The organism is Bradyrhizobium mercantei, assembly GCF_001982635.1.
In the GTDB taxonomy this organism is placed as follows: domain Bacteria; phylum Pseudomonadota; class Alphaproteobacteria; order Rhizobiales; family Xanthobacteraceae; genus Bradyrhizobium; species Bradyrhizobium mercantei.
The window spans coordinates 297,922-309,787 of record NZ_MKFI01000008.1 but is presented as its reverse complement, the minus strand read 5'-3'; the positions used below and the strand labels follow the sequence as shown (position 1 = coordinate 309,787).

Annotated in this window: 9 protein-coding genes; 6 read left to right on the top strand and 3 right to left on the bottom strand. The window is 65.5% G+C overall.

Features of this window, described 5'->3' with window-relative positions; genetic code table 11:
- Nucleotides 1-72 precede the first annotated feature (72 nt).
- The 4 genes from BI327_RS34230 to BI327_RS34215 all read left to right on the top strand — a co-directional run bounded on the left by BI327_RS34230 (nt 73) and on the right by BI327_RS34215 (nt 4,525).
- Nucleotides 73-678, top strand: coding sequence for a K(+)-transporting ATPase subunit C (locus tag BI327_RS34230; RefSeq protein WP_076865773.1), 606 nt, complete (start codon nt 73-75; stop codon nt 676-678).
- Nucleotides 679-717: 39 nt separating this feature from the next.
- Nucleotides 718-3,429, top strand: a complete 2,712-nt coding sequence (locus BI327_RS34225; RefSeq protein WP_076865772.1) for a sensor histidine kinase — start codon at nt 718-720, stop codon at nt 3,427-3,429.
- Nucleotides 3,426-4,115, top strand: a complete 690-nt coding sequence (locus BI327_RS34220; RefSeq protein WP_076865771.1) for a response regulator — start codon at nt 3,426-3,428, stop codon at nt 4,113-4,115. The genes BI327_RS34225 and BI327_RS34220 overlap by 4 nt, the downstream gene beginning before the upstream one ends.
- Nucleotides 4,116-4,282: 167 nt before the next feature.
- Entirely contained in the window at nt 4,283-4,525 is a 243-nt protein-coding gene (locus tag BI327_RS34215; protein WP_076865770.1) for a DUF6496 domain-containing protein, read from the top strand.
- 115 nt (nt 4,526-4,640) lie between these two features.
- On the opposite strand, the gene ku is transcribed toward BI327_RS34215, so the two are convergent.
- On the bottom strand, nt 4,641-5,528 hold the full coding sequence (gene ku / locus BI327_RS34210) for a non-homologous end joining protein Ku (protein ID WP_076865901.1): 888 nt from the start codon (nt 5,526-5,528) through the stop codon (nt 4,641-4,643).
- A 106-nt stretch (nt 5,529-5,634) separates the two neighbouring features.
- Between ku and ligD the strand changes: the two genes are divergently transcribed.
- Complete coding sequence (gene ligD, locus BI327_RS34205) at nt 5,635-8,274, top strand: DNA ligase D (protein WP_076865769.1); 2,640 nt, start codon at nt 5,635-5,637, stop codon at nt 8,272-8,274.
- Between the two features lie 156 nt (nt 8,275-8,430).
- On the opposite strand, the gene BI327_RS34200 is transcribed toward ligD, so the two are convergent.
- Nucleotides 8,431-8,595: a DUF3309 family protein gene (locus BI327_RS34200; protein ID WP_076865768.1), complete on the bottom strand. Its 165-nt coding sequence runs from the start codon at nt 8,593-8,595 to the stop codon at nt 8,431-8,433.
- 165 nt (nt 8,596-8,760) lie between these two features.
- Between BI327_RS34200 and BI327_RS34195 the strand changes: the two genes are divergently transcribed.
- Nucleotides 8,761-9,069, top strand: coding sequence for a polyhydroxyalkanoic acid system family protein (locus BI327_RS34195; RefSeq protein ID WP_076865767.1), 309 nt, complete (start codon nt 8,761-8,763; stop codon nt 9,067-9,069).
- Between the two features lie 9 nt (nt 9,070-9,078).
- On the opposite strand, the gene treY is transcribed toward BI327_RS34195, so the two are convergent.
- Nucleotides 9,079-11,862, bottom strand: coding sequence for a malto-oligosyltrehalose synthase (gene treY, locus BI327_RS34190; protein WP_076865766.1), 2,784 nt, complete (start codon nt 11,860-11,862; stop codon nt 9,079-9,081).
- Nucleotides 11,863-11,866: the final 4 nt, after the last annotated feature.

The window sequence follows — 11,866 nt, the reverse complement described above, 5'->3', positions numbered from 1 at the left end:
CCGCGAAGAAAATGTGGATTGCTTCGTCGCTTCGCTCCTCGCAATGACGAAGCAAAATTCGGAGACAACATCATGCTCAGAGAAATCCGTCCCGCCATCCTCGTGCTGGTCCTTCTGACCGCGATCACCGGCCTTGCCTATCCGCTCGCCATCACCGGCATTGCCGGCGTCATCTTCCCGCGGCAGGCGCAGGGCAGCCTGATCGAGAAGGACGGCAAGGTGATCGGCTCTGCCCTGATCGGGCAGGAGTTCAAGGAGGATAAATACTTCCACGGCCGGCCGTCGGCGACGGTGGCGCCCGATCCGAACGACTCCACCAAAACTGTTCCGGCGCCCTACAACGCGGCCAATTCCGGCGGCTCCAACCTCGGCCCGACCAGCAAGGCGTTGAACGACCGCATCAAGGACGACGTCGAGAAGCTGAAGGCGGAGAACCCGACCGCTTCTGTGCCGGTCGATCTCGTCACCACCTCGGGCAGCGGGCTCGATCCGGACATCTCGCCGGACGCCGCGCTGTTCCAGGTGCCGCGGGTGGCCAAGGCGCGCAGCATGTCCGAGGACGCGGTGCGCGAGCTGGTGACGCAGAACACGCAAGGCCGCTTCGCCGGCGTGATCGGTGAGCCCCGCGTTAACGTTCTTGCGCTCAACCTGGCGCTCGACGCGGCCAAGGCGAAATAGGGGAGTAGGCTCGCTCCCGCAGGATGACTATATTGCGGTATGGCCAATCAGCGCGATCCCCATAAACGACCCTCGCCGGATGCGCTGCTCGAGGCGGCGCGCCGGGAGACCGATCGCTCGGGGCGGCTGAAGATCTTCATCGGCGCCGCGCCCGGCGTCGGCAAGACCTACGAGATGCTCTCGAGCGCCCACGCCCGCCTCAAGGCGGGCGTCGACGTCGTGGTCGGCGTCGTCGAAACCCACGGGCGGGTGGAAACCGAGGCGCTGCTGAAAGGCCTTGAGGTGATACCTCGGAAGCGGCTGGGCTATCGCGACCAGACGCTGGAGGAGATGGACCTCGATGCCGTGATCGCGCGGCGGCCGCAGCTCGCGCTGGTCGACGAGCTCGCCCACACCAACGCGCCGGGCAGCCGGCACCCCAAGCGCTATCTCGACGTCGAGGAGCTGCTGTCGCACGGCATCGACGTCTATACCGCGATCAACATCCAGCACATCGAGAGCCTCAACGATGTCGTCGCGCAGATCACCCATGTGCGGGTGCGCGAGACCGTGCCCGACTCGGTGGTCGATCGCGCGGACGCCATCGAGCTGATCGACCTCACGCCCGACGACCTGATCCAGCGGCTGAAGGAGGGCAAGGTCTATGTGCCGAAGCAGGCCGAGCGGGCACTGGAGCATTATTTCTCGCCCGGCAATCTGACCGCGCTACGCGAGCTGGCACTGCGCCGCACCGCCGAGCGGGTCGACGAGCAACTGCTCAATCACATGCAGGCCAATGCGATCCAGGGCCCCTGGGCCGCCGGCGAGCGCATTCTGGTCTGCCTGAGCGAGGATCCGCGCGCGGCAGGTCTGGTGCGCTACACCAAGCGCCTGGCCGACCGTCTGCATGCGCAATGGACCGCGGTCAGCATCGAGACGCGGCGCAGCCTGCAACTGAGCGACGAGCAGCGCGACCGGCTGGCCGACACCATGCGGCTTGCGGAATCGCTCGGCGGCGAGGCGCTGACGCTTCCCGGCGTCGGCCGCCGCATCGCCGACGATGTCATCAATTTCGCCCAGGCCAACAACGTCACCCAGATCATCATCGGCAAGTCGACGCGCTCGCGCTGGTTCGAGCTGACGCACGGCTCCGTCGTGCACGACCTGGTGCGCCGCGCCGGCAATATCAGCGTCAACGTGATCGCGGGCGACGAGCTGCCGGTCGGCAAGGCGGCGGTGCAGACCGCCCAGCGGCAGGAGCCGTTCAATCCGCGGCCCTATCTGATGTCGCTGCTGCTGGTCGGATTGGGGCTCGGTGCGGCCAAGCTGATCCAGCCGGTCTTCGGCATCGAGAATGTCGACCTCGTCTTCATCACCGCTGTGGTTGGCGCCGCGGTGCGTTACGGCCTGTGGCCATCGCTGCTCGCGAGCGTTGCGGCGTCGCTGAGCTACAATTTCTTCTTCCTGCCGCCGGTCTATACGTTCACGATCACCGACCCGACCAATGTCGCGGCGTTCTTCTTCTTCATGCTGATCGCGCTGTTGGTCTCCAACGTCGCGGCGCGGGTGCGGATCCAGGCCGACACCGCGATCGGCCGCGTCCGCACCACCGAGTCGCTCTACGCCTTCAGCCGCAAGCTCGCCGGCACCGCGACGCTCGACGACGTGCTGTGGGCGACCGCCTACCAGATCGCGCTGATGCTCAAGGTCCGCGTGGTGCTGCTGCTGCCGGAAGACGGCATGCTGACGGTCAAGAGCGGCTATCCGCCGGAGGACCAGCTCGACCAGGCCGATCTCGCCGCCGCCAACTGGGCCTGGGGCAACGATCGCCCGGCCGGCCGCGGCTCCGACACGCTGCCGGGCGGCAAGCGGCTGTTCCTGCCGATGCGCACCGGCCGTGGCCCGATCGGGGTGATCGGCATCGACGACGACCGCACCGGGCCGCTGCTGACGCCGGACCAGCGCCGGCTGCTCGACGCGCTGGTCGATCAGGGGGCGCTGGCGATCGAGCGCGTGCTGCTGGTCGAGGACATGGACCGGGTCAAGCGCACCGTGGAATCCGACCGGCTGCGCGGCGCGCTGCTGACCTCGATCTCGCACGACCTCAAGACGCCGCTCGCCTCGGTTCTTGGTTCGGCCTCGGCGCTGCGCGATCTCGGCGCCAACCTCAGCGACGCCCAGAAGCACGATCTGCTCGCCACCGTGATCGACGAGTCGGAGCGGCTGAACCGGTTCATCGCCAATCTGCTCGACATGACCAAGCTGGAATCCGGCGCGATCGTGCCCAACACCGCGCGGCACGATGTCGGCGAGATCGTCGGCAGCGCGCTGCGCCGCGCCGCCAAGATCCTGGTGCATCACCGGGTGTCGCTGGAGCTCGCGGCCGATCTGCCGATGCTCGAGCTCGACGCCGTGCTGTTCGAGCAGGTGCTGTTCAATCTGCTCGACAACGCCGCCAAATACGCCCCCTCGGACACCACGATCTCGATCCGCGGTGCGCGCGACCGCGACACCATCGCATTGCAGATCCTGGACGAAGGCAACGGCATTCCCCCCGCCGAGCTCGAAAGCGTGTTCGACAAATTCTATCGCGCCGAGAAGGGCGACCATGTCCGCCCCGGCACCGGGCTCGGGCTGGCGATTTCACGCGGCTTCGTCGAGGCGATGCGCGGCACCATCGCGGCGGCCAACCGCTCCGACCGCAGCGGCGCCGTCATCACCATCCGCCTGCCGATCCCCGCCGACACCAACGCGCTGGACACTGCTGCATGAACGCGACGCCGATCAAGGTCCTGGTCATCGACGACGAGCCGCCGATCCGCAAGCTGCTGCGGATGGGGCTGAGCACGCAGGGCTACGAGATCCTCGAGGCATCCAACGGCAAGAACGCGCTGGAGATGCTGGGCGAGGGGCCGGCGCTGATCATCCTCGATCTCGGCCTGCCCGATATCCAGGGCCACGACCTCCTGCGCATGATCCGTGGCCGCAACGAGAGCGTTCCGATCGTGGTGCTGTCGAGCCGCGGCGACGAGGCCGGCAAGGTGCAGGCGCTCGACCTCGGCGCCGACGACTATCTGACCAAGCCGTTCGGCATGGACGAATTGCTGGCGCGGCTGCGCGCGGCGCTGCGCCACCAGCTGCAGGTGCAGGGCGAGCGGCCGGTGTTCCGCTCCGGCGATCTGTCGGTCGACCTGGTGCGCCGGATCGTCAAGGTCGGCGACAGAGACATCAAGCTGTCGCCGAAGGAATACGACTTGCTGCGCGTGCTGGTGCAGCACGCCGGCAAGGTGCTGACGCACCGATTCCTGCTGAAGGAATTGTGGGACGAATTGACCGACGCGCAATATCTGCGGGTCTATGTGCGCCAGCTCCGCCAGAAGATCGAGGCCGATCCCGAGCGCCCGCAATTCGTGCTGACCGAGACCGGCATCGGCTATCGGCTGCGCGCGGCGGATTAAGTACGTAGCCTGTAGCCCGGATGAGCGGAGCGATATCCGGGTGTCTCCCGCATGTCGCTCCGCTCATGCGGGCTACGCTCGTGCTGGCCTTTGCAATAGCCGGGCAACGACGCAGACGGAACTTTCGCTGCGATCGTGGCTTGTTTTCCGTTACCGGGAGAGAAGCCATGGCAAGGAAATACTCGCGGAAGGCATCAAGCGATGTCGAGCGTGTGATGAAGAAGCGCAAGGCCGGGACGCTGCGCAGCGGCCGCTCCAAGAAGAAGGTGAAGAGCCGCAAGCAGGCGATCGCGATCGGCCTGTCCGAGGCCCGCGCCAAGGGCCGCAAGGTGCCGAAGAAGGCGTCCAAGAAGACGGCGAAGAAGACACGTAAGACGGCCAAGAAGCGGAAGAGCTCGAAGAAGAAGTAAGGCGTCAAAGTATCCTGCCGTCATTGCGAGCGAAGCGAAGCAATCCATCTCTCTACGTATGCGGAAAGATGGATTGCTTCGTCGCTTCGTTCCTCGCAATGACGTGGAGAGAGCCTCAACCCGCCTTCCGACGCCGCGCGCTCGACCGGTGCGCCTTCTTTGCCGCACGGCGGTGCGATGTCGGGCGCCGCGCGGTGGCGCCGGATCGCCGTGCGCCGCTCTTGCCGCCCTTCAGGCTCTGCTGCAGCGCGTCCATCAGGTTCACCACATTGCTCGGCTTCTCCTCGCGCGCGGCGGCCTTGATCGGCTTGCCGGCGGCCTTGCGGCGGACCAGCGCCTTCAGCGCGGTCTCGTACTCGTCCTTGAATTTCGACGGGTCGAAATGCGCGGCCTTGCTGTCGAGGATGTGACCTGCGAGCTCGATCATGTCCCTGGTGACCTTCGGGCTCCTGATGTCGTCGAAATAATCGTCGGCGTCGCGCAGCTCATAGGGGTAGCGCAAGGTGGTGCCGAGCATGCCCTTGTCGAGCGGCTCGATCGCGATCACGTGCTCGCGGTTGGTCAGCACGATCCGCGCCAGTGCGACGCGGTCCTGGTCCTTCATGGCGTCGCGGATCACCGCGAAGGCGTCGACTCCGGCCTTGCCGTCGGGCCTGATGTAATAGGGGTTGTCGAGATAGCGCTTGTCGATCTCACCCTCGGGCACGAAACTATCGATATCGATGGTGTGGTTGCTTTCGATCTGGACCGCCTCGAGCTCGTCCTTCTCGATTTCAACATATTTGCCCTTGCTGACCTCGTAGCCGCGACCCTTCTGGTCGCCCTCGACGACGTCGCCGGTCTCGCTATCGACCATCTGCTGCTTCAGCCGGTTGCCGGTCTCCCGGTTGATCATATGGAAGCGGGTCTTCTCGACCGTGGTCGAGGCCGGGTAGAGCGCCACCGGGCATGACACCAACGAAAGTTTAAGCGTGCCTTTCCAGTAGGCGCGGGGAGCGGCCATGATCGCCTCCAAACAGCTTGAGTTTGGAACTTGAACGGATACCGTAGGTTTTGGTTCCTGAAGGCCGCACGAAGGCGGCGGCCGCCGTTTGCGCCGAGGCTCCTACGTGCCGCTGAGAAACCTCACCACCTATCGCAAGAAGCGCGACTTCGAGAAGACCAACGAGCCGTCGGGCGACGTCAAGGTCGCACCGGCTACGCAGCGGCGCTTCGTGATCCAGAAGCATGACGCGACGCGGCTGCATTATGATTTCAGGCTGGAGTTCGACGGCGTCTTCAAGTCTTGGGCGGTGACGCGCGGGCCCTCGCTCGATCCGCATGACAAGCGGCTCGCGGTCGAGGTCGAGGATCATCCGCTCGACTATGGCGATTTCGAAGGCACCATTCCCGAGGGCCAATATGGCGGCGGCACCGTGCAGCTGTGGGATCGCGGCACCTGGGAATCGGAGGATCCCGAGCGCGGCTTCAAGAAGGGCGATTTGAAGTTCACGCTGCATGGCGACAAGCTGCACGGCAGCTGGGTGCTGGTGCGGATGAAGAACGACCGCTTCGGCGGCAAGCGTACCAACTGGCTCCTGATCAAGCACCGCGATGAATATGCCGTCGACGGTAACGGCGAAGCGATCCTCGACGAGGACCGCTCGGTCGCATCGGGGCGTTCGATGGACCAGATCGCTTCCGGCAAGGGCCGGGCGCCGAAGCCGTTCATGCTGGCGAAGGGCAACGGCAAGGCCAAAGCGGATGCGGTCTGGCAGTCCAATCACGGCATGGCCGCCGACGCGCGCGCGAAGACCAAGGCGCCGGCGCCCAAAGCGCAACTGAAGCAGCGCGTGAAGGCGAATCCGACACAGGTGGCTGAGATGCCTGACTTCGTCTCGCCGCAGCTCTGCGCCGCGGTCGAGAGCCCGCCCAATGGCACGGGCTGGTGCCACGAGATCAAGTTCGACGGCTATCGCGTGCAGCTCCGCGTCGAGAGCGGCGAGGCCGTGCTGAAGACCCGCAAGGGGCTCGACTGGTCCGACAAGTTCGGCGCCATCGTGAAGGAGGCGGAGAAGCTGCCGGATGCCCTGATCGATGGCGAGATCGTTGCGCTCGACGAGAACGGCACGCCGCATTTTTCGACATTGCAGGCGGCGCTCTCCGACGGCAAAACCGACCGGCTGATCTTCTACGCGTTCGATCTGCTGTTTGCAGGCAACGAGGATCTGCGCCCGCTGCCGCTCACCGAGCGCAAGGCGCGGCTGCAAGCGCTGCTCGCGGCGCGCAAGGGCAAGAACCCGCTGATCCGCTATGTCGAGCATTTCGAGCAGCGCGGCGACGCCGTGCTGGATTCGGCGCGCAAGCTCGGGCTGGAAGGCATCGTCTCCAAGAAGCTCGATCGCGCCTATCGCTCCGGCCGCTCCGACGACTGGACCAAGGCAAAAATCCGCGCCGGCCATGAGGTGGTGCTCGGCGGCTGGAAGACCACCAACGGCAAATTCCGCTCGCTGATGGCGGGGGTCTATCGCGGTGATCATCTGGCCTTTGTCGGCATCATCGGCACCGGCTTCGGCCAGGACACCGTCCGCCGCATCATGCCGGAGCTGAAGGCGGCAGAGTCGGACACGAGCCCGTTCGGCGGCAAGGACGCGCCGAAGAAGACCCGCGACGTGCATTGGCTGAAGCCGGATCTGGTCGCCGAGATCGAGTTCGCCGGCTGGACCGATGCCGGCAATGTCCGCCAGGCCGCGTTCAAGGGCCTGCGCCAGGACAAGCCGGCGCATGAGGTGGAGGCCGAGCGGCCGGTCGTAACCAAAGTGGTGAAGCCGATGGCCAAGGGAAAGTCGTCCGGAAAGTCGTCCGGAAAATCCGAGGTGATGGGCGTCGCCATCTCCCATCCCGACAAGGCGCTGTGGCCAGACGCCGGCGACGGCGAGCCGGTGACCAAGCTCGACCTCGCCAATTATTTCGAGGCGGTCGGCGAATGGATGATCTCCTATCTCAAGGGCCGGCCGTGCTCGATCGTGCGCGCGCCCGACGGCATCAAGGGTGAGACCTTCTTCCAGCGCCATGCCATGGCCGGCACGTCGAAACTCCTGAAGCTCGCCAAGGTCTCCGGCGACCGTAAACCCTATCTCCAGATCGACCAGATCGAAGGTCTGGCGGCCGTCGCGCAACTCGGCGGCCTCGAACTGCATCCGTGGAATTGCGCGCCCGATGCCTATGACACGCCGGGCCGGCTGGTGTTCGATCTCGATCCCGCGCCCGACGTCACGTTCTCCGACGTGATCGAGGCCGCCAAGGACATGCGCCAACGGCTCACTGCGGTCGGCCTCGAAGGCTTCTGCAAGACCACCGGCGGCAAGGGGCTTCATGTCGTGGCGCCGCTGCTGTCAGGCGCAAGGGACAAGGTGACGTGGAAGGAGGCCAAGGCGTTCGCGCAAGCCATCTGTCAGTGGATGGAACAGGATGATCCCGAGCGCTATCTGATCAACATGTCGAAGGCCAAGCGCACCGGAAAGATCTTCCTCGACTATCTGCGCAACGACCGGCTCTCGACAGCGGTCGCGGTGCTGTCGCCGCGGGCGCGCCCGGGCGCGACGGTGTCGATGCCGCTGACCTGGCCGCAGGTGCGCGGCGATCTCGATCCGAAGAAATACACGGTGCGATCGGTGCCGGCGCTGCTGGCCAAGACCAAGGCCTGGGACGGCTATGAGGATGCGGCATCGTCGATCAAGGCGGCGATGAAAAAGCTCGCGGCACAGTAAGCGCTTTCTCCTCGTCATACCCCGCGAAGGCGGGGTATCCAGTACGCCGCGGCCTATCGGTTCAATCGCTGACGTCTCTGGAATACTGGATCGCCCGCGAAAGCTTTCGCGGGTGATGACAGTTGTTAATGCGGAAAGTACGAACATCCGCGCGGGCTACAGGCGTCCGAGCAGCAGCAGGATCAGCAGGATCACGATCACCAGGCCGAGGCCGCCGCCGCCGTAATAGCCGGTGCCATAGAACGGTCCGCCGCCGATGCCGCTGAAGCCGCCAAGCAGCGCGATGACCAGAATAATAAGAATGATCGTTCCGAGTGACATCTCAATCCCTCCTCAGCCCGGCGGGCCTGTTGTCGCTGCCCTTCGGGAGAGAAACAACCCGCAACTGTGAAGGTTCCGCCTTGAGCGGCGCGATAAACCTGTGTGGTCTTCCGTTTGCGTAGGAACAGAACTACATCAACGGAATCCATGGAGGAGTGCTCTGCGATGTCGGCTCCGCTGATCGTTTCGATTCCCCATAGCCTCGGCCGCGATGAGGCCATGCGTCGACTGAAGACGGGCTTGTCGCGCGCAACGGCGAACGTACCGATGCTGAGCGTCGAGGAAGAGCGCTGGGACGATAATCGCATGAGCTTCCGCGTCCGCGCGCTGGGGCAGGTTGCCTCCGGACATGTCGATGTCGAGCATAGCCTTGTGCGGGTCGAGGTGACGCTGCCCTGGCTGCTGCAACGCTTCGCCGAGGTCGCGCAGGCCGTCATCCAGAAGCGCGGGCAGTTGCTGCTGACCAAGCGCTGACAGGCGGCGCTAGCTGTGGGCGCGCGCTCGCCTTGAGGCGTGCTTCGCTCCGGTTGAGGGCTTCGCCTTCAGCACGGCGACGGGCAGGCTGGCAAACAGCGTGGAGAGCTGAACGTTCTTTTGGCCGCCCGGGAGGGCATATCCCGCCAGGTCGATCTCGCCTTCAAAGGCTTCCGGGCGTGGCCACTGCCTGCCGCCTTGCGTGAACGGCGCAAATGATTTCGCTACCGCGACGATGGTCGCCTCGCGGCCATGACGCCTTGCGAAGGCGATGGCATGATCGCGATGCTGCCCACTGATCGCGAGCGGTTCGTAGTCGCCGCTGGTGAACACGTCGGCCATCTCGTTGCGCAGCCGCAGCAGATATCGGGTCCACGCGAACTTCAGGCGGCCATCTTGCCAACTCTGCGCCAGCGTGCCCCAGTCGGGCGTCTTGAGCGTCGCAAGCGTGTCCGCGCGCTCGGCAAAGTCGACCGGGCGGCGGTTATCGGGGTCGACCAGCGAGAGATCCCAGCTTTCGGTGCCCTGGTAGAAATCCGGCACGCCCGGCATCGTCGCCTTCAGCGTGATCTGGCTGAGCGAGTTCAACGCGCCGATCAGCGCGGTGCGTTGTGCCAGCGTCTCCAGCGCACCGAGAAATTCGGACGATGTATTGCGATCGAGGATCCGCTCGATGAAGGTTTTCACGCCCGCCTCGTAAGGCTCGTGCGGATTGAGCCAACTGGTCTCCTGCTTGCCCTCGCGCGCCGCCTTCAGCGCATAGGCCTGGATGCGGGCGACCAGCGACGGATCGTCCGGATCCCAGGCGCCGAGCAGGGCCTGATAGAGCATGTATTCGAACGTCGCCGATGGCGCGCGCATCTCGCCGTCGAGCACCAGATGCGGCGCGTTCAGCACTTTCCAGCGTGCCACCGCGCTGGTCCATTCGCCGGGAATTTCGGCAAGCGCCATGATGCGGGCGCGGGCGTCCTCGCCGCGCTTGGTGTCGTGGGTTGCGGTCGCGGTCATGCCGTGCGGCCAGTCGCGGGCGCGGGCCTGCATCATGGCGTGGAAGGTCTCGGGCGCGATCGCGCTGGCCGCCGGATCGCCGCCGACCTCGTTGAGCGCGAGCAGGCGGTGATAGCGATAGAAGGTGGTGTCCTCGAGCGACTTCGCCATCATCGGCCCGGTGAACTGCTGCACCTTCAGTGCGAAGCGCCGCACCCGCGGCGCGCTGTGCGGCGGCCGGCCGGGCTTCAGGAGGTCCATGGTCAGGGCGTCGCGCAGGAAGTCGAAGATGCCTTCGTCGGCGGCGAACCAGTCGGCGCGGGCGCGCTCGATGGTCTCGCCGATCAGCGCGCGGTCGTGCGCGGTCGGGCCGGAGGCGGTGAGATAGGTGCGGTAGACCGGGAAGTGCAGCACATAAAGCTCGAGCGCCTGTCGCAGGCTATCGGCGGAGAAGTCGCGGCTCGAATAATGCCCGCTGGCGATGCGCGCGACGAGCCGCGCCAGCACGGTGAATTCGCTGGTCAGCAAGGTCTCCAGCACGCGGCGCTTGGCTTCGCGCAGCACCGGCGTCAAATTCGGCGACTGGTTGCTGATCTGGCGCCAGATCTCGCTCAGCGGATCGAGGCCGCTGCGATCGACCAGCACCTGGCTGATCGTGTTCATCCATTCATAGCCGGTGGTGCCGTGAACGCCGGCAAATTTCGTCAGTCTCTCGTCCTCGCCGAGGATCTTCTCGATCACCATGTAGAACGGCCTCGCCGTGGCGCCCTGCGCTGTGCGGATCAGGCGGCGCAGCCGTTGGAAATACTGCGCGGGATCGCGCAGGCCGTCGATATGGTCGAGCCGCAGGCCCTGCAGCCGGTCCTCCGCGATCAGCCGCTTCACGAGGCTGTGGCTTGCCTCGAAGGTGGCGGCATCCTCGACCCTGAGGCCGGCCAGCGTGTTGACGTCGAAGAAGCGGCGATAGTTGATGTCGCTGGAGGCCAGCCGCCAATGGCCGAGCTTGTAGTGCTGGCGCTCCAGCAGGTGATGCAGCGCCAATATCTGGGTCGGCCGGTCCTCACCGGCGCGATAGGCGTCTAGCCCGCGCGCGATGATCCCGGCGCCGCCCTCGATTGCCTTGATCGCCGCCTTCAGCGTCGGCGCCTCCAGGCGGTTCGGATGCCGCAGCCCGCGGTAGCGCGCGGCGAGTTCGAGCATCGCGCGTCCGGCGGGACTGTCTTCGGCACCAGCTTCGCGGACAATGGTCCGCAGCACCTCGCCATAGCGCTCCGGCGCGATCGGCAGGCGGTGCTCGAAATACCAGGCGGAGAAGCTGCCTTCGTTTGCGTCGTAGCGCAGCTCGATGTCGCCGCGCTCCAGCGCCTGGCCATAGGATGAGCCGAGGATCGGCAGCAGCACGCCGCCGCGCGCGCGATAGGGCAGCTGGTCCCAGTCGATGTCGAAGGAGGCCGCGTGCGGCGACACCGGTCCCCATTCCAGTACATCGAGCCACCACGGATTATCGGCAAAATGCACGCCGACATGGTTCGGCACGAAGTCCAGGATCAGCCCGAGATCGTTCCGCTTCAGTGCCTCGCTGAACCGCGCAAAGCCTTCCTCACCGCCGAGCTCCGGATTGAACTTGGTGTGGTCGACGACGTCATAGCCGTGGGTCGAGCCCTGGCGCGCCTTCATGAACGGCGATGCATAGACGTGGCTGATGCCGAGCGCCTTCAGATAGGGCGCCACGTGGGCTGCGGCATCGAAGTCGAAATCGGCAGTGAGTTGCAGTCGGTATGTCGCGATCGGGATCGCCGGAGGCATTGTG

Coding starts and splice junctions, on each gene's coding strand:
- BI327_RS34215 (WP_076865770.1), top strand. CDS start 4,283: ATGGCAAGGAAATACTCGCGGAAGGCATCAAGCGATGTCGAGCGTGTG.
- BI327_RS34195 (WP_076865767.1), top strand. CDS start 8,761: ATGTCGGCTCCGCTGATCGTTTCGATTCCCCATAGCCTCGGCCGCGAT.
- treY (WP_076865766.1), bottom strand. CDS start 11,862: ATGCCTCCGGCGATCCCGATCGCGACATACCGACTGCAACTCACTGCC.
- BI327_RS34230 (WP_076865773.1), top strand. CDS start 73: ATGCTCAGAGAAATCCGTCCCGCCATCCTCGTGCTGGTCCTTCTGACC.
- BI327_RS34220 (WP_076865771.1), top strand. CDS start 3,426: ATGAACGCGACGCCGATCAAGGTCCTGGTCATCGACGACGAGCCGCCG.
- BI327_RS34225 (WP_076865772.1), top strand. CDS start 718: ATGGCCAATCAGCGCGATCCCCATAAACGACCCTCGCCGGATGCGCTG.
- BI327_RS34200 (WP_076865768.1), bottom strand. CDS start 8,595: ATGTCACTCGGAACGATCATTCTTATTATTCTGGTCATCGCGCTGCTT.
- ku (WP_076865901.1), bottom strand. CDS start 5,528: ATGGCCGCTCCCCGCGCCTACTGGAAAGGCACGCTTAAACTTTCGTTG.